This window comes from Caulobacter segnis (assembly GCF_023935105.1).
GTDB classification, from domain to species: Bacteria; Pseudomonadota; Alphaproteobacteria; order Caulobacterales; family Caulobacteraceae; genus Caulobacter; species Caulobacter segnis_B.
The window spans coordinates 1,365,996-1,391,643 of sequence record NZ_CP096040.1 but is presented as its reverse complement, the minus strand read 5'-3'; the positions used below and the strand labels follow the sequence as shown (position 1 = coordinate 1,391,643).

Sequence of the window (25,648 nt, the reverse complement as noted above, 5' to 3'; positions counted from 1 at the left end):
CATGTCTAGGGGGGGCAGTACGGCCCAGGTCGTTCGCACGGCCTGCGGACCGGTGTCGGATGTCGGCGTCGCGCCGCGCGTCCGTATGGGGCGCTACGAGATCGAACAGGTCGAGGGCTTCCGAGAGCGTTTCCGGGCCAGCTGGCAGGCGTGCGCCCAGATGGTCGGGCGGTCGGTGCATGACGTGCGCCTGGCCTGCGATCCGGACTACCAGCCGCTCGGCGATTGTGGCGCTGCTGCCAAGCCGCGCTTGCGTCTAAGGGACTTCGACGAAACCTCGCTGAGGATCCTGGGCGCGCTGTCCGAGTTCGGCCAAGCTTACGCGGCCGGCGCGCGCGATGTGCGCGATGCGACGGTGACCGACATTCGCCAGCGCCTGGATCTGGGCGCGAACAAGGTCGGTGCCTTGCTCCCCGAGCTTGAGCGCCGCGATGTCGTGGTCTCCCGCCGGCTGCCGACCGGACGGTTCGGCTGGCGATTGTCCACTCTCGGTCGCGACCTAGTTGGCGCCGATGGCTGACGGTTCGGCAGGTCCAATCGTTGTTCCGTCGAACGTCCTGGACGACGACGATCCGTTCGACGTCGTCTACTTCGCGGGGTGTGGCGGATCGTCCAAGGCGTACGAGATCGCCCTGGGCATCCATCCCAAGCTCGCGCTGAACCACAAGATCAGCGCGCTCGGCGTCCACATGGCGAACTTCTCCGAGACCGAGCATCTGCTGGCCGACGTGTTCGACATCGACCCGCGCCAGATCCGCCCCGGGAAGAAATGGCGGTCGTTCTGGGCGTCGCCCGATTGCCGCCATTTCAGCCCCGCGAAGGGCAGCGCGCCGGTCAGCGCCAGCGTGCGCGGCCTATGCTGGGTGGTTCTGAAAGTCGCCAAGCTGCTGGGTGATAAGGCGCCGGACGTAATCTTCATCGAGAACGTCCCCGCCTTCGTCACCTATGGCCCGCTACTGCCGCCAGACGAACATGGCCGACAGTACCCGGACCCGAAACAGTTGGGCCGCAGCTTCCGGACCTTCGTCAAGCGCTTCCAACAGTGCGGCTATGTCGTCGAGTGGCGCGAAGATTGGGTGATGGCCGAATTCGGCGTCGCCACTACGCGCAAGCGTCTGATCATGATCTTGCGGCGCGATGGCAAGCCTATCGTCTGGCCGAAGCCTACTCACGCCCCGCGGGCCAAGGCCAAGGCCAAGGGGCTGGAACCTTGGGCTCCGATGGCCGATCACATCGACTGGTCGATCAAGACGCCGTCGATCTTCCTGACCCAGGAAGAGGCGAAGGCTCAGGGCCTGCGCGTCAAGCGTCCGCTCACCGAGGCCACGATGGCGCGGATCGCCAAGGGCGTCTTCCGCTATGTGATCAGCGCCAGCGATCCTTTCATTGTGCCGGTGACGCACCAAGATGAGGAGCGAGGCCGGTCGGTCTATGAGCCGGCGCCTGGCTTCACGTCTGCGAACCGGGGCGAGTACGCCCTTATCGATCCGGAAGTCGTCGACCTGATGGCGGGGTGCCTGGTTCCACGCTACGGCGAGCGGGACGGTCAGGAGCCGCGATGCCGGTCGCTTGACGATCCCTACCCTACCGCTGTTCCGACTGGAAACGGCGGTCAGCTGGTCGCGGCACATCTGACGAAGTTCCGCAACGGCGCGGTCGGGGTCGACATGAACGACCCCATGCCGGCTGCGACCGCGAACAGCTACATCAAGCGTCCGGGCGGGGCCGCGCCTCTGGGGGTCGTCAGCGCCTATCTCGACCAGATGAACACCCGCGACGTTGGTGGGCCGGTCGAGGATCCGTTGCGCGGCATGGCGACGCGGGCCCATCAGGGCGTGGTTACCGCCTACGTCGAGCAAGCCAACACCGGCATGGTTGGTCGCTGCCCGACCGAGCCCATGAGCGGCATGGTCACCAAGGGCTGCACTCAGCGGCTCGTCAGTGCGAACCTGCAGTACGCCTATGGCAGCAATGCCGAGGGCGCGGGTGATCTGCGAGATCCCGCTTGGGGCATCTCGGCGGGTGGCAACCATCATTTCCTCGTCCAGCACGAGCTGGCGATGGCTTACGCGCCCCATGGGCGCGAGTTGCGCGCCTTCCTGATGAAATACTACGGGCCAGCCGTGGGACAGCCGCTGGGCGATCCGATGCACTGCGCCACGACGCGCGCCCGCTTTGGCCTAGTCGTGGTCCGTGGCCAGCTGATGCAGATCTCGGACATCGGGATGCGCATGCTGAAGCCCAAGGAGATGGCCGGGGCTCAGGGCTTCCCAAAGGACTACGTCACCGGCTGGAACGCGATCACCGGCCGGGCGGCAACCCTGACCGAGGAGATCGCGAACATCGGCAACAGCGTCTCGCCCGAAGGCGCTGCGCCGTTCATCGCCTGTAACCTCGGGACGGCCGAACAGGCCGCGCGGTGGCTTTGATGACGAACGGCGTTCGCAACGTGCCGTCACCGGCGCTGATGACCGAGGAACAGGAAGCCTTTGACCGCGCTGTCGCGGTCAAGGTGGTGGAACTTCTCGACCGCGAAGCGGCGGGATCGTCCTTGGGCAAGTACGCCGGGACGGTGGCGGCCATGGGCGCGATGCGCGCCATCGGTCATGCCGTGTGGATGAGCCTGCCGCTCGACCAGCGGGGCGAGGTCCCGTTCCGGGCCCGCATGCAGGCCCTGTGCGGCGTCACCGTCGACAACGTGATGATCGATAAGCGCGGGAGCCGACGTCAATGAAGCGGGATCCTTGGCTGCACGAGTTGTTTGAGCGCCGGCCGCCTTGCGGCTTCGTGATCATCCCTGGAGCTGTCGACGGTGTCGACGGCAAACGCGTGTTCTGGAATGCCGCCAGTCTCTGGAATTTCTACCGGATCCGGCCGTTGTGGAACGACGGCCTCGCGGTCTTGGTGCTGCCGGGCTCATTCACGTACGAGCCTGAGGTGGACTGGTGGCGATGGCACGAGCTGCCTCGGGCGCGGGCGCTGTGGCCCGACTACGTTCCCCTCACGCCTAGACCCGACGGCGACTATGACCTCATGCGCGCCGTGATGCGCTGGGCGCAGTGGCGCTTGAGTGAGGCGCATGCCCGCCTCGCGCGGAATGGCCGGCAGGTCGACGCCATGCAGGCGGGTTTAGAGCAACGCATCGGCAAGCTAGCCGAGCGCATCGACGCGTTCGAAGCTCGCTCGAAGCATCGGAGCGCGGCGTGACCAAGAAGGCTTTCCGGGGTTGGGCCGTCACGGCCGCCAAAAATCCTGAGCTGATGCGCGCCATCGCCGCGGCGGGCGGCGCCGCCCAGCCTGGGCGCGCGCGATCGTTCAGCAAGGATCCGGTCAAGGCCGTCGAGGCTGGCCGCAAGGGCGGCTTGGCCAGCGGACTTTCCCGGGCGGTTGTCGCGGAGTTCGAGGGGGCGGAACTGGCCGACTACCGCATGGCCAGGGCCAAGGGCTTTTCGGTCGCCGAGGCGCGGGGGATCGTGATCCGGAGCCGCCGCCCATGACGAACGCCGTTCGCGAGGCGGTCGCGGGGCCGCATGCCGACTATCGCGCCTTCCTGGCCAGCAAGGCGCCCGTGGTGGTGCAGTCGGGCCATCTGGACCTGACCTTGGACGCGGTCAGTCCGCGCCTGAAGGATCACGCGCGGATCGCCGTGCTGTGGGCGTTGCGTGGCGGGCGGCGGGCGATCTTCGCCAACTTCGGACTGGCCAAGACGTCGATGCAGCTGGAATGGGCCGACCAGGTGGCGCGCCGATCGCTGGCCGAGGGCGGACCGGGCGTGGCCCTGATCGTCGCGCCGTACGGCACGCATCAGGAGTTCGAGCGCGACGCCCTGACGATCCTGGGCTGGCCGGCCGGCCCGCGCTTCATCCAGCGCGTCGAGGATGTCGACGGGCCCGGCGTCTACATCACTAATTACGAGCCGATCCGCGACGGCAAGCTGGATCCGAACCACTTCGTCGGCACGACGCTGGACGAGGCGGACGTGCTGCGCTCGTTCGGGTCCAAGACCTATCAGACCTTCCTGACGCTGTTCGAGTTGGTGCCGTTCAAGCTGGTCGCCACGGCGACGCCGTCGCCGAACCGCTACAAGGAGTTGATCCACTACGCGGGCTATCTGGGCGTCATGGACACCGGTCAGGCCCTGACACGGTTCTTCCAGCGCGACAGCGCCAAGGCCGGCAACCTGACCCTCTATCCGCACAAGGAAGAGGAATTCTGGCTGTGGGTCGCCAGCTGGGCGTTGTTCATCCAGCGGCCCAGCGACCTTGGGTGCAGCGACGAGGGTTACGACCTTCCGCCGCTCGATGTGCGCTGGCACGAGGTGCCGGTCGACCATTCGACGGCCGGGTGCGAGCCCGACGGCCAGGGTCGCCTGTTCCGCGACGCCGCACTGGGCGTGGTCGAGGCCAGCCGCGAGAAGCGCGAGACGCTGTCGACGCGGGTCATGAAGGCCGTGGCGCTGCGCCGGGCCCGGCCGGATGATCGGGTGGTGCTGTGGCACGACCTCGAGGCCGAGCGCGACGCCTTGGAGGCGTGTCTTCCGACCTGCGTCAGCATCTATGGTTCCCAGGACATCGACGCGCGCAAGGATGCGATCCTGCGCTTCTCGGAGGGCTGGGTCGACGAGCTCGCGGCCAAGCCGTCGATCGCGGGCGCGGGATGCAACCTGCAAAAGCACTGCGCCTGGGCGGTGTTCGTCGGGGTCGGGTTCAAGTTCCGCGACTTCATCCAGGCGATCCACCGCGTCTATCGCTTCGGCCAGACGCGGGTCGTGACGATCGACGTCATCTACGCCGAAAGCGAGACCGAGGCGGTCCGCACCCTCAAGAAAAAGTGGAAGGCCCATGAGCACATGGTGGCGCGAATGAGCGAGATCATTCGGCGATACGGCCTGTCGTCGCCCGACATGGCCGCCGAGTTCGGCCGGGCGATCCGCACCGACCAGCGCATCGAGGCGCGTGGCGCGGGCTGGCTGATGGCCAATAACGACTGTGTCGAGGAAGTGCGCGGCATGGCCGACGACAGCGTCGACCTGGTGGTGACCTCGATCCCGTTCTCGAACCAGTTCGAGTACACGCCCAGCTACAACGACTTCGGCCACACCGAGAACAACGGTCGGTTCTTCGACCAGCTGGCGTTCCTGATCGACGGCCTGCGCCGCGTGATGCGGCCGGGCCGGATCGCCTGCATCCACGTCAAGGACCGGGTCGAGTTCGGGTCGGTCACGGGGACGGGGCGCTATACGGTCGAGCCGTTCCACGCCCAGACGATCGAGGCGTTCCGGCGCGGGGGCTTCCTCTACATGGGGATGCACGTGATCACGACCGACGTGGTCTATGAGAACAACCAGACCTATCGGCTGTCGTACGGCGAGATGCTGAAGGACAGCACCAAGATGGGCGCGGGAAGCCCCGAGTTCCTGCTGATCTTCGCCAAGCCCCAGACCGACGCGAGCAAGGGCTATGCCGACCAGCCGGTCGTCAAGACGGCCGAGGCGTACTCGCTGGCGCGATGGCAGCTGGACGCGCACGCGCTGTGGCGATCGTCGGGCGACCGCCTGTTGTCGCCGGAGGAGTGGAAGGCCGTCCCTTCGGACGCCATCGTCAGGACCTGGAAGCGCGAGAACCTGGCCGCGCTCTACGACTTCGACCACCACGTCAAGGTTGGCGAGGCGCTGGAGCTGGTCGGCAAGCTGCCCAAGACCTTCATGGCCCTGCCGCCGCACGCGGCCGACGACGACGTCTGGACCGACGTGTCGAGGATCCGGACGCTGAACACCGACCAGGCCGCCGCGGGGCGGGAAAAGCACGTCTGCCCGCTGCAGTTCGACATCGTCGACCGCGCGATCGAACGCTACAGCATGCCTGGCGAGCTGGTCTTCGATCCCTTTGGCGGCATCGGCACCGTGCCGTTCCGCGCCCTGCACCTGGGCCGCCAGGGCCGGGGCGTCGAGTTGAACCCCGGCTATTTCCGCGACGCCCTGGGCTACCTGCAGGGCAAGGAAAACGAGCTGGCGATCCCGTCGCTGCTGGAGGTCCTCGAGGGCGCGGCGCTGGCTTCGGAGGTGGCAGAGTGACTAGCAAGCTTTATCCGCATCCTGACGGCATTTACTGGCTCCGGCGCCGAAGGGACGGCGCTATGCGAATGGGCTTCTTCTGTCGGCTGACCTGGCGTGTTGCCGACGAGATCGGGCGTACGCGCATCTATGGCGGCAGCATTGACCGCTTGTTCGAGGTCGGACCCCGCATCGAGCTGCCCTTCGACGCCTTTCCGGCGAGACCCTGACCATGCTGGGGGGCGTCAAAGACATCGCCGACGTGCTCAGCCGAGGCCGTTTCTCGCTGTCAAGCGAGAGCTCGCTTCAGCTTGAGGTCGATCCGTACCTTCGCGAGGCTTTCCCCGGCGTCGAGATCTCGCGCGAGCACCGCCTGGACCGCGCCAATCGGCCGGACTGGCTGATCGACGGCCGCTTCGTCGTCGAGGCCAAGATCTCGCGGTCCTCGCGCCGCGACACGGTGCGCCAGGTGCAGCGCTACGCCGAGTTTCCGCAGGTCGAGGCGATCGTCCTGATCACCGGGCGCAGCATGCCGCCGATCCGCGCCGCCAAGCCGGTGCTGATCGTGCATCTGGGGAGGGCCTGGCTGTGAAGGGACCTGACAATCGCAGCCTGCGCAAGCGTCAGAATGGCGCGGCGTTCTTCGCGCCGATCCCCGTCGCGATCCCGGCGGGAATGACCGATCCGGACGAGAAGTTGCTCGCGGCCTGGTCCGGCCAACCGACCCCGACCATCGGCGCCGGCGTGCCGACCGTGCGCGCCGCTCGCCGTCGGCTGATCGAACTGCGCCGGGATCGGGACGTCGACCGATGAGGACCTACGGCAACCTCGCCTTGGTCGCGGACCAGTGGGTGATCAACGACCTGGAGCCGCACGTCGCGATCAAGCTCAAGGCGCTGTTCCCCGGCGTGCCCAAGGCGAACAAGGTGGTGACCTTTCCGGCCACGCCCTTGATCGCGGCCGATCTGGGCTGGTTCTGCGAGCGATATCCGCTGCGCGCCAGCAATGACGACCTCAACGCTCTGGACACGGCGCGAACGGCGTTCGCGGGTCTGCGCGCCGAGGCCGACAGGATCCGCGCGACCGACTACACGCCGCCGCTCTTGACCGGTCTGCGCGAGGGTCAGGCGCTGCGCGAGCACCAGGCGCGCAACATCGAGCTTTTGGGGCTGTTCGGCGGTCTGCTGGTCGGCGACGAGGTCGGCAAGGGCAAGACCTACACAGCCGCCGGGGCCATGCTGCTGCCCGGCGCCCTGCCAGCGGCCGTCGTCGTCCTGCCCAGCCTGAAGCGGCAATGGCAGAACAAGATCCAGCAGTTCACGCACCTGACCTGTCACCTGGTCGAAGGCGGATCGCCGTACGAGCTGCCGCCCGCCGACGTGCGGATCTTCAGCTACATGACCCTGGCCGGGTGGGCGGACATGTTCGGCTCGCTCGGGCACGGGCTCGTCGTCTGGGACGAGATCCACGAGTTGCGCGCGGGCCTGGACACCGAGAAGGGCAAGGCGTCGATGCGCCTGGGTGAGGCTGGGCGCTATCGCCTTGGCCTGACCGCCACGCCGATCTTCAATTATGGGACCGAGATCTGGAACATTATGCGGTTCCTGCGTCCCGAGGTCCTGGGCGAGCGCGGCGACTTCCTACGCGAGTTCGCGCCGCACGGATCGGTCGACGGCAAGGCACTCGGCGCGTTCCTGCGCGATCAGAACGCCTTCGTGCGCGAGCGCAAGGATGATCCCCAGCCGGTCAAGGTCGTGCAGGTCCTGGAGGGCTACGACGAGGGCGAGCTGGAGGCCGTGGAGGGCATCGCCCGGGCGCTGGCGCACACGGCCGCCACCGGGGCTTTCCGCGAGCGTGGCGAGGCTACCCGCGAACTGGACCTTCGGGTCCGCCACGCGACCGGTGTGGCCAAGGCCCGGGCCGTGGCGCGGGTGGCGCGGATCCTGGTCGAAGGGGGGGCTCCGATCCTCCTCTTCGGCTGGCATCGCGAGGTCTACGACATCTGGCTGGAGGAGTTGGCCGACCTCGCGCCGGCCATGTTCACCGGCTCGGAGACGCCGCGTCAGAAGGCCGCCGCCCAGGCGCGGTTCCTGAATGGCGAGACGGACATCCTGATCATGTCCCTGCGCTCCGGCGCGGGCTTGGATGGGCTGCAGGCACGGTGCTCGACCGTGGTGTTCGGCGAGCTGGATTGGTCGCCGGGGCAGCATCACCAGTGCGTCGGTCGGGTCGATCGCGAGGGCCAGCCGCATTGGGAGCGTGGCGAGGGTGTGTTGGCGATCTATCTGGTCGTCGAGGACGGCTCCGACCCGCCGATGCTCGATGTCCTCGGCCTGAAGGCCAGCGAGGCGCACGCGGTCGTGGATCCCGATCTGGGCGTCCAGGCCGCCAATACCGACGAAACCAGGCTGCGCGGGTTGGTGCAGCGATATCTCGACAGGACGGGGGCCGGCGAGGCCGGGCAGTGCCATGAAGCGTGAGAACTTCTATCGCCGCGATCCCAGCAAGGCCCTGGCCGGCATGGTCGGCCTGAGCCTGGAGGAGCGGGCGGTCTACAACACCATCATCGACCTGCTCTACAGCACCTGGCTCCCCCTGGAGGACGACCGCGCCTTCATCGCCAATTGGTGCGGATGCGCGGTGCAGAAGCTGAACCCGATCATCAAGCGCCTGATCGAAAAGGAGCGGCTGATCACCTTCACCGAGGGCGCGCGCACCTACCTTTCGGACGCGGCCTTCGAGGTCGAACGGCGGGCCGTAAAAGGGCCGTCCAAGACCCGTTCGGGGCGGGCTCAGGTCGGGGAGAAGTCGGGAGAAGTCGGGGAGAAGTCGGGAGAAGTCGAACAGAAGTCGGATGGTGTCGGGGAAAACCTGCCACTTCTCGACCACGAAATAGAGGAAATTCAGGACGTTGGAGCGCTAGAGAAGAGAAGAGAAGAAGAGAATAGAAGTTCGGAAGCTAAAGCTTCCTCACAAGGCGCGGAGGTGGGCGCGAACGTCGTTCGTGAGGTCGTCGAGGCGATCTGGGACGTCTGGCCCAAGGACGGCCGGAAGACCTCCAGCCGACACCTGCTGGCGCTCGCCGTCGCCGCGCTGCTGGCCGATGGCGTCACGGCGGCCCGGCTGATCGCGGCGGCCTTCGCCTATGCCGCCGACAAACCGGCCTGGGGCGTCCGAGGTCGGCCCAAGTCCTGCCACGGGTTCTACGACGAGGGTCGCTGGGAAAACTTCGGCGCGACGGCCGATGCCGCAGGTCTCCCCGGCGGCGTGGCGGACCTGTTCGGGTTCGATGGGCCGGCGCAGGTGCGGGCTGCCGTCGTGGCGGCCGGCGGCGATGACTACGCCAGGTCCTACCTCGACCCGGCGACCTGGCGCGCGGCGGACGCGACGATCCTGACCAGCACCAAGCTGGCGGCCGAGGTGCTGAAGAAAATCTTCGAAAAGTTGGAGCGGGCGGGTGTCCGCGACGTGATCTGGAAAGGGGCGGCCTGATGGAAGCGAATTTGAACCTGCGCTGGTACGTGGTGGTCAGCAAACCCTTCGCGGAAAAGACGGCGCTCTACTGGCTGAACGACATGTTTCGCGAGGTCGAGGGCTATAAGAGCTACCTGCCGTACGCGGTGACTGAGCGCCCGGCGCGAAAGGGCAAGGTCAACACGGACCCTCTGGTTCGCCCGCTGTTCGCCCGCCACCTGTTCGTGCGACTGGACCTCGACGTCGAGCGCTGGAAGCGGATCTTCAACACCCAGGGCGTTTCAACGATGCTGATGTTCGGCGAGCGCCCGCTTCCGGTCCGCGACGCGGTTATTGACCAGATCCGCGAGCGCGAGGACAGCGCCTTGGCCGAGCGGCTGCCGAAGAATGGCCCGCAAGGGAAGAACCCGGTAATCGCCGTTGAGCCCGAGCCGACGGTGTCCGCCGAGGAGATCGCGGCGCTCAAACCGGGCGACGCGCTCAAGGTCAATCACCTCGGTGCGGAGTGGAATGCGGTGTTCCATGAGCCTGTTGACACGAAGCGCGTGTCAGTCGTACTCAAGCTCCTAGGCCGGGACGTGGACGTCGAGGTCACCCATGCTCAGATCGTTCTGAGGGAGGGTGCGGCAGCCATCTAAGACCCCGCTGATACGAGTTTCCGAGAGGCCCGCCGACACCCTGTCGAGCGGGCCTTTTCTTTGTCTGGCGTTCGCGCTGGGCGATCCTCCCTGAAGATCCCCTCTGGCCGGCCGCTCGCGTGTGGTCTGAACGGCCGGCCTTCTCTCGGAGTTCCCATGGAAGTCCGGCTCTATCCGAAGGATGAACGCCTCGCCCGTTTCGAGAACGCCTTGGCGGCGCTCTCCGAGGGCGGCGCGGCCAAGGTCATGGCCCGCGCGCTCAACCACGAGGGCGACAAGAAGCGCACCCAGGTCCAGCGCAAGCTGGCTGAGGCCACGGGCCTCCGCTATCGCGACATCGCCAAGGCGATCCGCACCGTACGGGCGACCAAGGGTCGCCTCGAATACAAGCTGGAATTCAACGGGCGCGAGACGAACCTGAACGTCTTCCAGGCCCGTCAGACCAAGCAAGGGGTATCGGCCGCACCCTGGGGTGTACGCCGGATCTTCCCGCACACCTTCATCGTCGCCAAGTACGGCGGGCGGGTGTTCAAGCGGACGGGCGAGGCCAGCAAGGCCACGCGCTACAAGCTGATGGACTATGGCCACAAGGGTCATGGCCGCCTGCCGATCCGTCAGGTCTACGGTCCGAACCTCGCTCGCGAGGTCCTGAAGGGCGAGCCCATCGAAGCATGGGAGGCCAACCACAACGATCTCATCGACCGCGTCGGTCACGAGATCGAACGCGAGCTCATCGCCGAGATGACCGGCATCCCCATGGGGTCATGGGCGGGCTAGGCCTCCCCCGACCCCTCGGCCGGAGGGCCAACACCCCCCTACCCCCTTAGGGACCGTACCTGCACCGATCACCTGCGGGCGACACCGCTCCCGATTTTCCAGCAGTCAGACCCAGTTTTCGAAGCCTAAAGACCTAAAGTCGTGGCTAAAGAGGCTAAAGATGAGCGCTGCCGCCGCTAAAGACGGCGACCTCATCCTCTCCAAGGGCGAGGCCGCCCGCGAGTTGAACGTGTCCGCCGGGCGGGTGTCCCAGTACATCGCTGAGGCCAAGATCTACGGGCCTGCCATCGTCGGCGAAGGCCGGTCGGCGCGGATCAACGTGACGATCGCGCGCCAGCAGCTGAAGGCTTCGCTGGACCTGGGCCAGCGCCTGGGCAACGGGATCACGACCGACCTGGCTGACCGTGAACCGGCTGTTGCGGAGAGCGACGCCGTTGCGCCGTCACCTGTATCGACCAGCGGCGAGGACGACGGTCGGCCGATGCCGCCATCGCCGATGCGGCGGGTCGTCGATCCTTTCGAGGAGGCGATCAAACAGGAACGGCTTCGGTCGCTGCAGTTCACCAACCGCGAGAAAGCGGAGCAGGAACTGGCCCGGCGTGGGACCTACACGTTGACCGCCGAGATTGCGGCGGCGCTGGCGTCCCAGGCGCGGTCCATGATCGACGTCTTCGAGGGCGGTCTGGCCGATCTGGCGACCGCGATGTCCGCTAAGTTCGGCCTGTCGCAACGCGACGTCCTGCACGAGCTGCGAACGGCGTTCGTGGAGGTTCGCCGCAAGGCGGCCGAAACCGCCCGGCGCAAGGTCGCCAGCATGCCGAACCTCGTCCCCGACGAGGTCGCGATCGAAGGAGAGGAGCCCGGCTAGGTGTGCATCCATCTCACCAACGCCGAGCGCCTGGCCATGGAAACCTCGGCGGAGGCGTGGGATCCGCCGCCGGCTGTCGACTACCTCTCGTGGGCCAAGCGCAACATCGTGTTCTCCGAACGGGAGAGCCCGGAGCGCGGCCCGTACAACGAAGACCGGTTCCCGCTGAACAGCGAGATCCTGAAGGCCCTGGGCCCGGATGATCCGTGCCGCATCGTGACCTTCGCCAAGAGCGCCCAGCTCGGCGGCACGGTCCTGGCCAACATCTTCACGCTCGGGTCCCTCGACATGGACCCGGGCGACTTCCTCTACGTCCACCCGACGGACGACAACGCTCGTCGCTGGTCGAAGATGAAGCTAATGCCGATGCTCAAGGGCACGACGGCAATCGCGCGCCTGTTCCCGACCAAGTCGCGGGATGGCGGCGACAGCGTCCTCTACAAGGAGCGCATCGACGGTCGCGGCGCCCTCCAGATCTCGGGCGCGAACTCGCCCGCGTCGCTGTCGCAAGTGACGATGAAGCGCCAGTGTCAAGACGACCTGGCCAAGTGGGAAATGAACGCCGGGGGCGACCCGGAAACGCAGGCCGACAGCCGCTCGGCCGCGCACATGTTCGCCAAGATTTTCAAGATCAGCACGCCGCTGATCTGGCCGGGCTGCCGCATCACCAAGAGCTTCCGCGCGGGAAGCCAGGAGGTGCCGGAACTGCCCTGCCCTCACTGTCAGCACTACCAGGTGCTGACGTGGGACAACATGTTGGCCAACCTCGACGAGGCCAAGCCGGAAGCCGCCTGCTTCAGCTGCGTCTCGTGCGGTGGCCTGATCGAAGAACATCACCGGCCCTGGATGCTGAAGCGACACAGGTTCGTCGCCGGCAACCCCAAGGCCATGCGCTATCACCGGTCGTTCTGGTGGTGGGCGGCGTACTCGGTGCTGCAAAGCTGGGAGGGCATCGCCCGCGCCTGGCTGACGGCGAAGGGCGATCCGGCCCGCGAACAGACCTTCATGAACGACATGGCCGGCCTGGCCTATGAGGCCGCCGGCGAAGCCGTCGCATGGGAGGTCCTGCGGGATCGGGCCGCCCAGTCACACTACCGGCGAGGCCAAGTCCCCGCGGGCGGCTTGGTCATCACGATCGGCGTGGACTGTCAGAAGGACTATGTCCAATGGCAAGTCGTCGCCTGGGGCCGCGAGGTCCGCCGCTGGGTGGTCGAGCGAGGGGTCTTCCCGGGCCACATCAGCGAGCCTTCGTGTCAGGCGCTGCTGGACGACCTGGTCAAACAGCTGTGGATCAACAGCGCCGGGCGAGGCCTGGGCTGCGATCTGCTGGCCATCGACGGCAACGCCTGGACCGAGGACGTCTGGGGTTGGGCGAAGAAGCACCCGGCGCATCGCGTCATCATGGTGCGCGGCGCCAACACCGAGACGGCCCCGCTGATCGCGAGGGTCAAGAAAGAGGTCAACGCCAAGACCGGCAAGAAGTTGAAGTATAGCCGCCGGTTCTTCAACTTCGGGGCCTCGGTCCTGAAGATGGGTCTCTACCGCCTGCTGAATAAGACCGATCCCCTGGAGCGCGGCTATGTCGGGTTCCCGGTCGGTCTGGAAGACGACTACTTCCAACAGCTGACGTCCGAGCGGCGAAAGGCCAAGAAGAACAAACAGGGCTTCGAGGTCTGGACCTGGATCAAGGACGCCACCCAGGCGAACGAAGATCTCGACACGATGAACCAAGCCGAGACGGCGGCCATCAAGCTGGGCGTCCGGTCGTTCACCGACACGCACTGGGACCGGCTGGAGGCTGAGCGCGAAGCGCCAATCAAGGGGCTTCAGCTGGACCTCGAGGATCTGATGAACGCCGCTGCGCCGCCGGCGTCGGAAGCGCCCACGGGCGCGGCCGACGAGCTGGCCGCGAACGCCGTTCGCGACGACGCCCCTGAAGACGAACCTCCGCCTCCGGCGAAGCCGCCGGCTCCGGCGCCTGCGGCTCGCCCTTCCCTCCGGGACCTGGGACGACGACTGAATAGGAGATGACGCATGTTCGGAGGGCTGCTCCGTCGCTTCGCTGGTGGAGCAGCCCAGGCTAGCGGCAAGTCTGGCAAGCGTGGCAAGCCGACGATGCGTTACTTGCGGCCGGATGGCGCGGGCATCCTCAAGGCCCATAACCCGTCGCTGCGGTCCAAGGCGGACGACGTCCAGGGCGCCTACACCAAGGTCGCGGCCATGGTCGTGGACGCGGCGCAGAACCAAGGCTGGATCGCGGGCGCCGTCGATCAAGGCGTCGTCGACATCAACGGCCCAAAGGGCCTGATGCTGAGTGCGACGCCCGACTACGAGGAACTGGGCTGGACTAAGGACTACGCCGACGGGTGGTCGCGTCGCATCGAGCGTCGTTTCAAAGCCTACGCGAACAACCCTCTCGAAGTGGACGCTCGTGGCAAGCAGACGTTGGCCGGGCTGGCCGATGCCTGGATCCGCATGTGGTACTTCTACGGCGAGAGCACGGCGCGGATGCTGGTCAAGCCTCGCCCCGGATCGCGCTACAGCAGCCGCGTCCAGCTGTTCGCCCCGCACCGCCTGGTGCAGGACCGTTCCGACCTGGATGGCCTGCACCAGGGCGTGTTCCTGGATAGCGACGGCCTGGTCGTAGGCTATCGGATCAAGACCCGTGTCGACGGCTTCGACCGAACCATCGACCTTCCGGCCCGAGATCGCGATGGTCGTCCGATCATCGTTCACGTTTTTGACGGCGATCCCGATCAGACGCGCGGCATCTCGCCCCTTGCGCCTGCCCTTCGGGTGACGCGTCAGCGCGACACGCTCGCCGACGCCACGCTGACGGCTGCACTGCTACAGACGATTTTCGCCGCCACTCTCAAGAGCGCGGCACCTTCGGCCGAAGCGTTCGAAGGCATGATCGAGGATGCAAAGGCCGGCGCGGGCCTGACGGATCCTGGCGGCGTTGCCGCGATGATGGAGATGCGCGACGGCTTCTATGACGGCGCGAGCGTCGACCTTGGCACCCACGGCAAGGTCGCGCACCTGTGGCCGGGCGACGAGTTCGAGATGCACACCTCGAACCATCCGGGCGGCAACTATCTGCCGTTCGACCGCCAGCTGGGGCGCGAAATCGCCGCGTGCATCGGCGTCACCTACGAAGGCTTTTCCGGGGACTACGAGGGGACGAGCTACGCCGCTCTGAACCTGGGGATCGCAACGAAGTATCCTCATGTCGAGCGTCGTCGCGAACGGGTTCCTGTCCCGCTCTATCAGGCCGCTTACGAGGCTTGGCTGGAAGAGGACATCGCCACCGGCCGCACGCCGTTCCCCGGCGGATACTCCGCCTTCCTTCGGAACCGTGTCGCTGCGTCTCAAGCAAACTGGCTTGGTCCGCCGATGCCCAAGGCCGACGATCTCAAATCGGCCAAGGCCGCCGAAGTCCGTCATGGATTGGGCTATTCGCTCCAGACGATCTTGGCCGGCGACGGTCTCGACTGGCAGACCGAGTTCGACCAGCGAGGTCGCGAGAGTGCTTACGCGATCGCCAACGGCCAACCTGATCCGCACGCGCCGAAGACCGCGCCTGGGGTCGACCCGAACGATCCTGACCTAGCCGAGGACCCGCCGCGTGGCCGACCTGCTGGATGATCATCCCGACCTAGATCCGTGCCTGGTGTGGCCCGACCTGATGAAGGCGTATTACCGACGTCTCAAGGGTGACACCGAGGTGCGGGTCAAGTTCTCGACCCAGGCAGGGCACACCGAAGAGGTCGAGTTCGGCGACGTCAATCCGGACAAGATCCTCGCTCAAGCGGAACGCCTCAAAGCCGCCTGCGCGCGCAAGTCCGGAAAGCGGATCCGCTACGCGATAACCGGTCGGTTCCGGCCGCGCTCCTACTGACGCAGGCCTGCGGGCCTCCAATCCAGGAACAGAACCCATGGTCTGCCGTGTCGACGGTAGCACGATCACGCTTACGGGCGTGGTCGGCGACAACTTCTGGGATGACGGCTTCACTTCGGGTGACGTCATCACCGCCCTTGCGATGGTCGGAGCCGGCAACCCGGTGACGGTGCAGCTGAATTCGGGCGGCGGCTACGCCACCGAGGGCGCGGCGATCTATTCGGCCCTCAAGGGTCATGGAGCGTCGGTCACGGTGATCGTCCAGGGCATCGCGGCCTCGGCGGCGTCGCTGATCGCGATGGCCGGCGAGACGGTGATCATGTCGCTGGGGTCGGTGATGATGATCCACGACCCGTCGACCATCACCTGGGGCACGGCGGCCGATCATCAGCGCACGATCGACATGCTGAACGCGCTCGCGACCTCTTATGCCGGGATCTACGCCGCCAAGTCCGGCGGCACGATCGAGGCGATGCGCGGCTTCATGCGCGACGAGCTGTGGATGACGCCCGAGGACGCCGTCGCCAAGGGCTTCGCCGATGAGGTCGAGACCGCCTCGAACGACAACCAGGCCGTCGAGGCCTCCGCCTTCGCCTACGGCATCTATGCCAAGGCGCCCGAGCCGCTTCGCGCGCTCGCCTCAGCCAAGGGGTGGAAGCCCCGTGGCCCCACCATGACGGCTCCGCCCGTCCTGCCCCCCCAGCAACCCAAGGCGGAAAGACCGCTCAAGGAGCCGACCATGTCTGAAGTCACCGACGCCGTGAAGGCCGAGCGCGTTCGCGCCAAGGGCATCATGGCGAGCCCTGAAGCCAAGGGCCGCGAAGCCCTCGCCGAGCACTTCGCCTACGAGACCGACATGTCGGTCGAAGCCGCTGTCGCCGCCCTGAAGCTGGCGCCGACGGCGTCCGCCGATGGCGATGAACCCGAGGATCCGCCTGAAACCTTCGCGGAACGCAAAACCCGAATGCAGGACGGCGATGGCCTGGGCCTGCCGGGCAAGCGCCCTTCAGCGAGGGCCGAGCAAGCGGAAAAGGCCAAGGCCGGCTGGGGCAACGTCGTCGACAAGCACAACAAGGCCGTCGAGGCCCGCCGCCGCTAAACGCGAACGCCGTTCGCGCTGTGACCTGAAACTCAACTGCGGGAAACCTCCCTATGGCTATCAAGAAGATGGGGCCGCGGGCCCTGACGTTCGTGCTGTCGGAAGCCGACAGCAACCTGTCGCGTGACGAGGGCGATCTGGCGGTGAGCCAAACGATCGTTCCCGGTCAAATCCTGGCGCTACTCGCCGCCGCCACCGGCGTGACCGTCACGTCCGCTGCCCGGGCGGGCAACACCGGCAACGGCGTCCTGACGCTGGCGACGCCCGCCTATACCGCCAAGCTGAAGCCTGGCGCCTATTCGGCGGTCTGCACCATCGCCGCCGCCAACGGCGGCACGTTCCGCCTGGAACGGGATGGCGTCGAGGTCGAAACCAAGGCGGTGGCGGCGAACTTTACCAAAGAGCTGAAGTTCGCCATCGCCGATGGGGCTACTGACTTCGTGGTCGGCGACGCCTTCGACTTCAACGTCGACATGGGCGAGGACGACGACGCCGGCGAGCAGTATGTCGAGTGGGATCCGACCGCCACCAATGGCGCGGAAACCCCGGTCGCTTTCAGCTGCTACGGCGCTGTGACCGACAGTTCCGATACACAGCGGATCGTCGTCATCGACAAGCTCGCGGTGATCAACGGTCAAGACATCCAGTGGCCCGACGGTGTCACCGACGCCCAAAAGAACAAGGCCATTCGCGAGCTGAAGAAGCGCTTCATCAAGATCCAATAGCGCGCCGCTCCACGTCTCCAACCTTTCATTCCTCGCGGCCTATCGAGGCCCCGAGAGGGTAACCTGCACATGATCGATATCTTCGACGACGACGCGTTCGGCGTCGTCAGCCTCAGCGGTGTCATCAACGAGATGGCCTTCGTGCCGGGTCGCTGCGCCGAGCTGGGCATCTTCGGTGCTGGCGATGGCATCGCCACGACGACGGCCGTTTACGAGCGCGAGGGCGACATCCTGGTTCTCGTCGAGCCGACCGAACGCGGCGGCGACGGCGTCACGATGGAGAGTGACCCCGATCGCGACCTGGTTTCGCTGCGGGTTCCGCACTTCGAGATCAACGACAGCGTCTTGGCGGAGTCGGTCCAGAACGTCCGTAAGCTCGGCACGACCGACGAGCTGGAGACGGTCCAGGACCGCGTCGGCAAGAAGCTGGCGCGTCACGTCAACAGCTTCGCCGCGACCTCGGAACTGTCCCGCATCGGCGCCGTGAAAGGCATCATCACCTACAAGGGCGGCAAGACGCTGAACCTCTTCAGCGAATTCGACGTCACCCAACCGACTGAAATCGACCTGGATCTGGATAACGCCAACCCGGTCGACGGCGCTCTCCGCAAGAAGTGCGCGGCGATCGTGCGCCAGACCGCCGGAGCGCTGGACGGTCTGATCTGGACCGGCAAGGTCCGCTCCTTCGTCGGCGACAACTTCTTCGACGATCTTCTGGCTCACCCAGAGGTTCGCGCGACCTACAAGGGCTGGACCGAGGCCCAGATCCTGCGCGAGGGCTATATCGAGGCCAACGGCAAGTCCTACGGTGCCTTCGAGTTCGGCGGCGTGATCTGGGAAAACTACCGCGGCTCGGTCGGCGCGACGAACTTCGTCGACACGAATAAGGCCCACTTCTTCCCCGAAGGTGTCGATGGCCTGTTCGACACGGTCTGGTCGCCGGCGGATTACGAGGAGACCGTCAACACGATCGGTCAGCGTCTCTATTCCCGTCAGTACAAGATGCAGAACGGTAAGGGCCGCAAGCTCGACAGCCAGATGAACGAGCTGAACGTCTGCACCCGTCCGAAGGTGCTGATCGGCGGACGGCGCACCTGATGTCGGCGCGGGCGGAGCGTCTCGCCCGCGTCCGAGCCATCGTGGATCGGCGTCACGGCTCTCAATTGACCGTGACGCCAATGATCGGTGGCGGGCCTTATGGCTCGCCGCAGGTCGACCCCGCGAGAGAACCGTTCGACGTGGTGGGCGCGCTGATCGTGGGGGCCGGCAGCCAGGTCGGCTTCAGCGACAAGTCGGACCTCCAGATCCCCGACGGCAAGGCCGAGGCCTACGTCGATCCGGTGGCCTGGCCGAAGATCCGAGCGCTGAAGTCCGGCGATGTCGTGCGCAGCAAGGACCATCCGACTTCGGAGTTCGAGGTTGAGCGCCTGGATCGTCACCAGGTCGGGCGGCTGGTTTTCCGGCTCAGCGTCAAGGAAATCTGTCCATGAGCCTTGCGACCATGGCGTTGCGCATCTGCACGGTTCTGGCTCTGTTCGGTCGGACCGATGCGGGGGATCGCGTCGCCGACAGCGAAATCCGCGCGTTGGACGACGAGGTCGAGGGCGGCGTAGGCGTCGCCGTCTATGTCGACGAGATGAGCGCAACCGGCGGCCTCGCCGACTTCGGCGCCGGTGAGGGTTCCGCCCAGTTGGTGGTGGAGATCCTGGCCACGACCCGGGGGCCAGATAGTAGTCTGGGTGTGCCGCAGACGGGCAGCGGTCTGGAGTTGGCGATCGACCTGGTCGAGCACCAGGTCCGCCGTGCGCTGTTGGACGAGACGGTCGTATGGTCTCGCCTATGGCGCCAGCTGACCTTGAAGCAGGGCACGTACAAGTTCGAGCGCGGCGCGAACAAGGCGAACGGCGTTCGCCTCGCGGGGCGGGAGATCTCCATGACCTGCGGCTTGTTGGCGGACCCGCCGATCGGCGCGCCCTTGCCGATATTCTGGACGGACTTCCTGGCCGCCCTGGCGGTCGAGCCGCTGTTCGCCGAGGTCTACGACAAGATCGTGGCGGTCGTGACCGGCGAGCCACTGGCGTCGTGGCGACAGGACCAAGCGGCCCAGGCGCTGACCGCGAACGCCGTTCGCGAAATCGGGGTCACGCCGCCATTCGAAACCATTGACGACGAAGCGCCGGAGACCTCGGAGATCGAGATCGTGGCCGACGACTAGAACCGGGAGCCGCCGTGTACGCCGAACTCGAGGCCCGCATCGCGCAACTGGAACGTCGGCTGGCCTCCATGATCCAGCCGGGCCGGGTGACGCACGTCGACCTTGCCCGCAAGCGGATCCGCCTGGACCTCGGCGACGAGGACGAGCCGATGCTGTCGCCCTGGGTGCGCTACGCCCAGGTCGCCGGTGCGTTGAAGATGCACACGCCGCCGAGCCTCGGGCAGCAGATGACGTTGTTCAGCGCCTCCGGGGATCTTGAACAGGGCCTGGCGACACCGCTGGGCTGGTCTAACGACAATGTTTCGCCGGGCGATGGCGCCGAACCAGTGATGACGTTCGGCGATGTCCGCGTCACCGTCGAGGAAGGGGCCGTCGAGGTCGCGATTAGCGGGGCGGTGATCCGGTTCGCGGCGGCGGACGGCCTGTCCGTCACCGTCGGTGCGTCATCCTTCAACGTAACGGCTGACCAGATCCGGGCCGCTTCGACCGAGGTCCGTACGAGCGGCAAAACCGTACTGAATGACGGCACACGCGAGGTCGTCTTCAAGGGTTCGCTGGACAGTCACGGCGACACGAACAACCAGGGCGCGGGAAGCGGGGTGCTGGTCTGATGGGTCTGAACCGCGACACCGGCCGGATCCTGAGCGGCTGGCCGCACGTCGTCCAGTCGCTTGGCATTGTCTGGTCGACCCGACTGAACGAGCGCGAGATGCGGCCGTGGTTCGGGTCCGAACTGGCCGGCGAGTTGGGCAAGCCGCTGACGCCGGCGGTGGCCTTGCGCGTCAGTCAGCTGGTGACCGTCGCCATAGAGCTGTGGGAGCCGCGCTTTGGGGTTAAGCGCGCGGCCTTCACCAAGATCGGTGCGGGCGGAAACCTGGTGCTGCGGATCGACGGCGAATATCGGCCTAACGGCCATCTGGGTGACCTGACGCCGGAGGGCGTTCGCACCGTCACGCTTGGCCCCTCGGGGGTGGAGACCGCATGACCCGCTTCGTCGCGCCGAACCTGGCCGGCCTGCCGCCGCCGCCCGCCGTCGAGGCCCTGGACTTTGAGACGATCCTGGCGGCGCGCATCGCCGACCTGCAGGGTCGCCTTGAAGCTAAGGATCTATCGGCCGTCGCCGCGCTGCTGGTGTTGGAAAGCGAGCCGCTGACGATCGCCCAGCAGACGGGCGCCAACTTCGAGCTGGTGATCCGGCAGCGGATCAACGATGCGGTCCGCTCGAACCTGATCGCCTCGGCGACCGGTGCGGATCTCGACCAGCTGGTCGCAACCTTCTACGGCGTTGAGCGCCTGGTCCTCGTCGCGGAAGACCTCGACGCGGATCCGCCTGTCCCTGCCGTCCTGGAAAAGGATGATGACTTCCGGGCCCGGGCGGTCCTGTCGCTGGAAGCGCGGAGCACGGCGGGGCCGGAAGGCGCTTACGTCTACTTCGCCCTGAGCGCGGATCCGGACGTTCTGGACGTGGCCTGCTACGGCGAGGAGGACGATGCGGTCTATGCTGGCTCCGGTAACCCGGTGTTGGCGCCCGAGGTGCTGCTGGTCGTCCTGTCGCGCGTCGGTGACGGTGAGCCCGCCGACGAGCTGCTGGACACGGTCGCCGCCGCGGTGAACGCCGAGGAGGTTCGGCCGATCGGCGACAAGGTCACGGTCGAGCCGGCGACGATCACGCCATACGCGGTCGCGGGCGTCGTCAAGCATCGACGCGGGGCCGATCCCGCGCCGCTGCTGGCGGCGGCGACCGCCCAGGTTCAGGCCTATTGCGACGCACGGCGGCGCATTGGCCGGGTCGTGCAGGTTCTGGGGATCGGCGCGGCGATGAAAGTCACGGACGCCGAGGAATTGGAGCTGTCCAGCCCGGTCGCCGATATCGATCCCGGGTCGAAGGGCGCGGCCTACTGCACCAGCATCACTTTGACGGCCGAGGTCGTGGAGGACGATTGGCGATGACCTTCAGCGGCTCCGACGCCCTGCCTGACAACTCAACCGGTCTGGAGCGCAGTTGGGCCGACATGGAGTGGGCAAGGCTGGCGGGGCTGGATCCGGCGATCGTCCGGACGCTGGTCGATCCCGCGACCTGCCCGCTGGAGCTTCTGCCCTGGCTGGCCTGGTCGATGTCGGTCGACACATGGGATCCGTCCTGGTCCGAAGCGACCAAGCGCGCCGTTATCGCCGCCGCGCCGGCCACCCATCGCGCCAAGGGCACGGTTCGCGCCGTGCGCCTGGCGCTGCAGGCGCTGGGGATCGACTTCGATCTCGACGAATGGTGGCAGATGGCCCCCGAGGGGCGGCGCGGCACGTTCCGCGTCACCGCCTGGGCGGACGGATCGCCGCTGATCGACCTGCCGCTGATCGTCGCCCTGAGGCAGGCGATCCGGGGGGCAAAGCCCAAATCCCGCGTTGGTGACCTGCGCCTTGGCCTCCGAGAGATCGGCACGGTCCATGTCGGCGGGGCCGGTCAATCCGTCATCACCTCGCTGTTCGTCGTGGACAGCGGGATCTAGCTGGAGGCCAGCTTGGCCGACTATTACGCCATCCTTACCAATGCCGGCGCGGCCGCCTTGGCAGCGAAGACGTCGTCGTCGCCGGTGCTACTGGCGTCGATGGTTCTGGGCGACGGCAACGGCGCGTCCTATGAGCCCAATCCCGCCCAGACCGCGCTGGTCCACGAGCTGGCCAGCGTGGCGATCGACGCGGTGGCGATCGATCCCGGCCATGCCAATTGGGTCAACATCAGCGCCATCGTCCCTCTGGACGTCGGCGGCTTCACCATTCGCGAGGTTGGGCTGAAGCTGGACAACGGCACACTGTTTGCTGTGGTCAAGTATCCGCCAACCCTGAAGCCGGCGCCGGGTGATGGCCAGGAAGCAGAGATGATCATCACCTTGCGGCTGGTGATCAGTTCGACCTCTGACATTACCGTGGTGGCCTCGGGAACGCAGTACGCTAGCCAGAACTACGTCCAGGCGTCGAAGGACTTCGTCGCGGTGATCAGCGCAATGCTGACGGCGCCGCCGCCGACGCCATCGAGCGGCGACGCCTACCTGGTGCCCACGGGAGCCACCGGCGCCTGGGCGGGCCTGGATGGCGCGATTGCGGTCTGGTTCGCCGGAGAGTGGCTGTTCAAGATCCCGCGCATCGGGGCCCATGTCGCCACCGGCGCGAAGCTCTATCGCTTCACCGTCACCGGCTGGGTCGAGTTGGTCGCGACTGATAGCCAGGCCGGTCTAGTCGAGCTGGCTACGACGGCTGAGACCATTGCTGGCGCGGACGCCCTGCGCGCTGTGACCCCGGCCGGTCTGGCGGGCCTAACGGCCACAGCGAGCCGCCGCGGCCTCGTGGAGCTGGCGACTGGTCCCGAGGTCATCGCCGGTACGGACACTGAACGTGCGGTGACGCCGGAAGGCTTGGCGGCTCTAACCGCCACGTCGGCGCGGCGCGGATTGGTCGAGTTGGCGACTGACGCTGAGATGCGAGCTGGCGTCGACACCGATCGCGCCGCTACGCCACGGGGCGTGTCGCTGATCATTGGCCAGGCTGACAGTGACACCTTCTTTCTGGGATTGATGTGATGGCTAGAACCGCAGTCAATGGCAACGTCACCACCGGAAGTCCTTACGTGGTCCCGACCGGCAAGCAGGCAATATTGCGTGTAATGCCTCTGAGCACTACCTCGGCGGTACTTGTTAACGCAGTGCAAATTGCGAGGGCGACCTACACATCGGGCTTTGAGGGGGGGCCGTCGCCACTCTGCCTCAACGCTGGTGATACCTTATCCACCGACGCCAGCTTCGGCTTCACTGGCTTCCTCTACGACGTCTGACGGAGCTCGCCGATGATCTATGCCAGAGATTTCGACGGCATCGCCGTAACCGCGACTGCTGCCGCATGGTCACGTTTCGACGCGGAGACCAAGAAGCTGTTCAAACCCGTGACGGACGAGGTCCGCGACGGTTGGATCAAGGTCAACGGCGTTTGGACCGCGCCGCCCGATCAGCCCGTGCCCGCGCCGACCGAATATTACCTCGCCAAGGTGACGTTCGAGCGCCGGTTCAGCGATCCGGCGTTTGCCTTGCTCGACGGACTGCGCATCACAGCGCGCAACCGGCCGGCGGACTGGCCGACGAACGAGGACCCTACCTGGGTCGCCTTGCGCCCGTATGTGCGGGCCCTGGCCGACTATGACGCCGCGGACCGCATCAATGTCCTGGACCCCGCTGTCGCCGCGCTGCTGCGTGGCCTTCAGCAGGACCGTCAGGTTTTCGGTGACGATCCCGTCGCCGCCGAAACGATCATCTCGGCGATCCTGACGCCGGCTCAATTGCCCGGCGAGCCGACGCCCTAACCGCTTCATCCGCTTGTTCGTCCATCATCCCCGCGCTTGCGCGGGCGCTTCCACGTGGAGACACCCATGACCGAGCCGACTTTCGGCATCACCCTCACGCCGGTCGACAACGAGACGCGGACGCCGTCGGCGGCCGACATGTCGATCGTCGGGATCATCGGCACGGCCGCCGACGCCGACGCCGGGACCTTCCCGGTGAACACGCCCGTCCTGATGACCTCGGACGATGCGGGCATGCTGGCGGACCTGGGCGCGGCTGGCGAGCTGAAGAACGCCATCGCCGAGCTGGACGCCAACACCGGCGGGCGCGCGGCCAAGATCGTGGTCGTCCGAGTGACGGCGGGCGCCAACACCGCCGCGACGATGGTCAACATCATCGGCGACGCCTCGACCAAGACTGGCCTGCACGCTTTCAAGGAGGCGGCCCAGGTCCTGGGCGTGACGCCGCGGCTGATCCTGGTCCCGAATTTCACGGGCGTGGTCCAGAAGGGCGTCAGCCTGGCCATCACGACCCCCGGTAACAGCGGCGCCAACGGCACCTTCAACTTCGTGTTCAGCGGCGGCGCCGGTACGGGCGCGGCCGGTACGTTCACGGTGACCGGCGGCAGCATCGCGTCGCTCGCCGTCACTAACCCGGGCATCTACACCGCCGCTCCAACGGCCGCCGTGACCGCCTCGGCCGGGCTGACCGGCGCGGCGGTCGCCGTGACGTTGGTGGACCTGGCCAACTCGGTCTGCGTCGCCCTGGGCCCGGTTCTCGACGACCTGAAGGCCGTGGCCTTCGTCTCGGGTCCCGACAGCACGTCGACGGCCGCCAAGGCCTGGCGCGCCCTGCTGACCCATCAGCGCCTGATGCCCGTCGACAATGGCCTCAAGGTGCAGGTCGGTGAAAGCCTGGTCACGATCGATCCGGCCAGCGCCTTCAACGGCCTGCAAGTGCTGTGTGACGCCGAGGCTGGCGGCGTGCCCTCGAAGGTGATCGCCAATCGTCCCGTTCAGGGTTCGGTCGGACTGACCCGAGCGATCCGCTTCAGCCTGACCGACGGCTCCGTCGATGGTCAGGACCTGCTGGCGCATCAGATCGGGATCACCGTTCGCGGCTCGACCGCCGACGGCGCGATCGCTGACAGCGGTTTCGTGGCCGTCGTCCTGGACAACGCCGGCGAAGACGAGCTGTGGCGGCAGTATCACCAGGTGCGGATGCGCGACTACATCGACCTGCTGCTGGTGCGCACGACGCGCAGCTACATCGGTCGCTTCGGCCTGAAGGTGCAGACGATCCAGGCGGTGCTGAACACGATGAACACCATCCTGCGCGACCTGCAGGTCGGTGGCCACGTGCTGGGCGGCAAGGTCGACTATGACGCCGCCGGCAACACGCCGGAGGCTCTGCGCGCCGGCAAGTTCACCGTCAACTTCCGCGCCGAGCCGGTGCCGACGCTGCGCAACCTGGCCATCAATACGTACCGCTACAGCGCCGCGCTCGACGATCTGCTGACGCAGATCGCCGCGTGATCCCCGAGCCGCTCGCGAACGCCGTTCGCGGGCGGTGACCTT

29 protein-coding genes are annotated in these 25,648 nt (G+C 66.7%); all 29 read left to right on the top strand.

All coding sequences use genetic code 11. The annotated features are described in order from the left end of the window. The first annotated feature begins 1 nt into the window (after window position 1). The 29 genes from MZV50_RS06915 to MZV50_RS06775 all read left to right on the top strand — a co-directional run bounded on the left by MZV50_RS06915 (window position 2) and on the right by MZV50_RS06775 (window position 25,606). Complete coding sequence (locus MZV50_RS06915; protein WP_252633671.1) at window positions 2-520, top strand: hypothetical protein; 519 nt, start codon at window positions 2-4, stop codon at window positions 518-520. After that, window positions 513-2,429, top strand: a complete 1,917-nt coding sequence (locus MZV50_RS06910; RefSeq protein ID WP_252633670.1) for a DNA cytosine methyltransferase — start codon at window positions 513-515, stop codon at window positions 2,427-2,429. Before MZV50_RS06915 ends, MZV50_RS06910 begins: the two co-directional genes overlap by 8 nt. Next, on the top strand, window positions 2,429-2,734 hold the full coding sequence (locus tag MZV50_RS06905) for a hypothetical protein (RefSeq protein ID WP_252633669.1): 306 nt from the start codon (window positions 2,429-2,431) through the stop codon (window positions 2,732-2,734). Before MZV50_RS06910 ends, MZV50_RS06905 begins: the two co-directional genes overlap by 1 nt. Next, window positions 2,731-3,207: a hypothetical protein gene (locus tag MZV50_RS06900; protein WP_252633668.1), complete on the top strand. Its 477-nt coding sequence runs from the start codon at window positions 2,731-2,733 to the stop codon at window positions 3,205-3,207. Before MZV50_RS06905 ends, MZV50_RS06900 begins: the two co-directional genes overlap by 4 nt. After that, window positions 3,204-3,497: a general stress protein gene (locus MZV50_RS06895; protein ID WP_252633667.1), complete on the top strand. Its 294-nt coding sequence runs from the start codon at window positions 3,204-3,206 to the stop codon at window positions 3,495-3,497. The genes MZV50_RS06900 and MZV50_RS06895 overlap by 4 nt, the downstream gene beginning before the upstream one ends. Then, entirely contained in the window at window positions 3,494-6,073 is a 2,580-nt protein-coding gene (locus MZV50_RS06890; protein ID WP_252633666.1) for a DNA methyltransferase, read from the top strand. Before MZV50_RS06895 ends, MZV50_RS06890 begins: the two co-directional genes overlap by 4 nt. Beyond that, window positions 6,070-6,282 (top strand): hypothetical protein, encoded by a 213-nt coding sequence (locus MZV50_RS06885; RefSeq protein WP_252633665.1) that lies wholly within the window; start codon window positions 6,070-6,072, stop codon window positions 6,280-6,282. Before MZV50_RS06890 ends, MZV50_RS06885 begins: the two co-directional genes overlap by 4 nt. Window positions 6,283-6,284: 2 nt before the next feature. After that, entirely contained in the window at window positions 6,285-6,644 is a 360-nt protein-coding gene (locus MZV50_RS06880) for a hypothetical protein (RefSeq protein WP_252633664.1), read from the top strand. Continuing rightward, entirely contained in the window at window positions 6,641-6,865 is a 225-nt protein-coding gene (locus MZV50_RS06875; protein WP_252633663.1) for a hypothetical protein, read from the top strand. The genes MZV50_RS06880 and MZV50_RS06875 overlap by 4 nt, the downstream gene beginning before the upstream one ends. Then, window positions 6,862-8,532: an SNF2-related protein gene (locus MZV50_RS06870; RefSeq protein WP_252633662.1), complete on the top strand. Its 1,671-nt coding sequence runs from the start codon at window positions 6,862-6,864 to the stop codon at window positions 8,530-8,532. The genes MZV50_RS06875 and MZV50_RS06870 overlap by 4 nt, the downstream gene beginning before the upstream one ends. Beyond that, the gene (locus tag MZV50_RS06865) at window positions 8,522-9,544 is read left to right on the top strand and encodes a DUF1376 domain-containing protein (protein ID WP_252633661.1); all 1,023 of its coding nucleotides are present in this window, start codon (window positions 8,522-8,524) and stop codon (window positions 9,542-9,544) included. Before MZV50_RS06870 ends, MZV50_RS06865 begins: the two co-directional genes overlap by 11 nt. After that, complete coding sequence (gene nusG / locus MZV50_RS06860; RefSeq protein ID WP_252633660.1) at window positions 9,544-10,164, top strand: transcription termination/antitermination protein NusG; 621 nt, start codon at window positions 9,544-9,546, stop codon at window positions 10,162-10,164. The genes MZV50_RS06865 and nusG overlap by 1 nt, the downstream gene beginning before the upstream one ends. Window positions 10,165-10,320: 156 nt before the next feature. Continuing rightward, window positions 10,321-10,941 (top strand): hypothetical protein, encoded by a 621-nt coding sequence (locus tag MZV50_RS06855; RefSeq protein ID WP_252633659.1) that lies wholly within the window; start codon window positions 10,321-10,323, stop codon window positions 10,939-10,941. 160 nt (window positions 10,942-11,101) lie between these two features. Next, a complete protein-coding gene (locus MZV50_RS06850; protein ID WP_252633658.1) occupies window positions 11,102-11,809 on the top strand; it encodes a hypothetical protein in 708 nt (235 codons plus the stop codon). Next, window positions 11,810-13,840: a phage terminase large subunit family protein gene (locus tag MZV50_RS06845; RefSeq protein ID WP_252633657.1), complete on the top strand. Its 2,031-nt coding sequence runs from the start codon at window positions 11,810-11,812 to the stop codon at window positions 13,838-13,840. A 3-nt stretch (window positions 13,841-13,843) separates the two neighbouring features. Next, window positions 13,844-15,454 carry a phage portal protein gene (locus MZV50_RS06840; protein ID WP_252633656.1) on the top strand — a complete coding sequence of 537 codons (1,611 nt, stop codon included), beginning with the start codon at window positions 13,844-13,846 and terminating at the stop codon, window positions 15,452-15,454. Then, window positions 15,435-15,707, top strand: a complete 273-nt coding sequence (locus MZV50_RS06835) for a hypothetical protein (RefSeq protein ID WP_252633655.1) — start codon at window positions 15,435-15,437, stop codon at window positions 15,705-15,707. Before MZV50_RS06840 ends, MZV50_RS06835 begins: the two co-directional genes overlap by 20 nt. 37 nt (window positions 15,708-15,744) lie before the next feature. Next, a complete protein-coding gene (locus MZV50_RS06830; RefSeq protein WP_252633654.1) occupies window positions 15,745-16,806 on the top strand; it encodes a head maturation protease, ClpP-related in 1,062 nt (353 codons plus the stop codon). Window positions 16,807-16,859: 53 nt separating this feature from the next. Beyond that, the gene (locus MZV50_RS06825; protein WP_252633653.1) at window positions 16,860-17,531 is read left to right on the top strand and encodes a head decoration protein; all 672 of its coding nucleotides are present in this window, start codon (window positions 16,860-16,862) and stop codon (window positions 17,529-17,531) included. A 69-nt stretch (window positions 17,532-17,600) separates the two neighbouring features. Beyond that, window positions 17,601-18,629, top strand: coding sequence for a major capsid protein (locus tag MZV50_RS06820; RefSeq protein ID WP_252633652.1), 1,029 nt, complete (start codon window positions 17,601-17,603; stop codon window positions 18,627-18,629). Between the two features lie 65 nt (window positions 18,630-18,694). Further along, window positions 18,695-19,021, top strand: a complete 327-nt coding sequence (locus tag MZV50_RS06815) for a hypothetical protein (protein WP_252633651.1) — start codon at window positions 18,695-18,697, stop codon at window positions 19,019-19,021. Further along, the gene (locus tag MZV50_RS06810) at window positions 19,018-19,746 is read left to right on the top strand and encodes a hypothetical protein (protein ID WP_252633650.1); all 729 of its coding nucleotides are present in this window, start codon (window positions 19,018-19,020) and stop codon (window positions 19,744-19,746) included. The genes MZV50_RS06815 and MZV50_RS06810 overlap by 4 nt, the downstream gene beginning before the upstream one ends. A 14-nt stretch (window positions 19,747-19,760) precedes the next feature. Beyond that, a complete protein-coding gene (locus MZV50_RS06805) occupies window positions 19,761-20,357 on the top strand; it encodes a phage baseplate assembly protein V (RefSeq protein WP_252633649.1) in 597 nt (198 codons plus the stop codon). After that, complete coding sequence (locus MZV50_RS06800) at window positions 20,357-20,731, top strand: GPW/gp25 family protein (RefSeq protein WP_252633648.1); 375 nt, start codon at window positions 20,357-20,359, stop codon at window positions 20,729-20,731. The genes MZV50_RS06805 and MZV50_RS06800 overlap by 1 nt, the downstream gene beginning before the upstream one ends. After that, window positions 20,728-21,696, top strand: a complete 969-nt coding sequence (locus tag MZV50_RS06795) for a baseplate assembly protein (RefSeq protein ID WP_252633647.1) — start codon at window positions 20,728-20,730, stop codon at window positions 21,694-21,696. The genes MZV50_RS06800 and MZV50_RS06795 overlap by 4 nt, the downstream gene beginning before the upstream one ends. Next, window positions 21,693-22,250 (top strand): phage tail protein I, encoded by a 558-nt coding sequence (locus MZV50_RS06790; protein ID WP_252633646.1) that lies wholly within the window; start codon window positions 21,693-21,695, stop codon window positions 22,248-22,250. Before MZV50_RS06795 ends, MZV50_RS06790 begins: the two co-directional genes overlap by 4 nt. A gap of 12 nt (window positions 22,251-22,262) precedes the next feature. Beyond that, window positions 22,263-23,318, top strand: a complete 1,056-nt coding sequence (locus tag MZV50_RS06785; protein ID WP_252633645.1) for a phage tail-collar fiber domain-containing protein — start codon at window positions 22,263-22,265, stop codon at window positions 23,316-23,318. A gap of 263 nt (window positions 23,319-23,581) precedes the next feature. After that, window positions 23,582-24,091, top strand: a complete 510-nt coding sequence (locus MZV50_RS06780; RefSeq protein ID WP_252633644.1) for a hypothetical protein — start codon at window positions 23,582-23,584, stop codon at window positions 24,089-24,091. A 66-nt stretch (window positions 24,092-24,157) separates the two neighbouring features. After that, entirely contained in the window at window positions 24,158-25,606 is a 1,449-nt protein-coding gene (locus MZV50_RS06775; protein ID WP_252633643.1) for a phage tail sheath C-terminal domain-containing protein, read from the top strand. The last annotated feature ends 42 nt before the right edge of the window (window positions 25,607-25,648 follow it).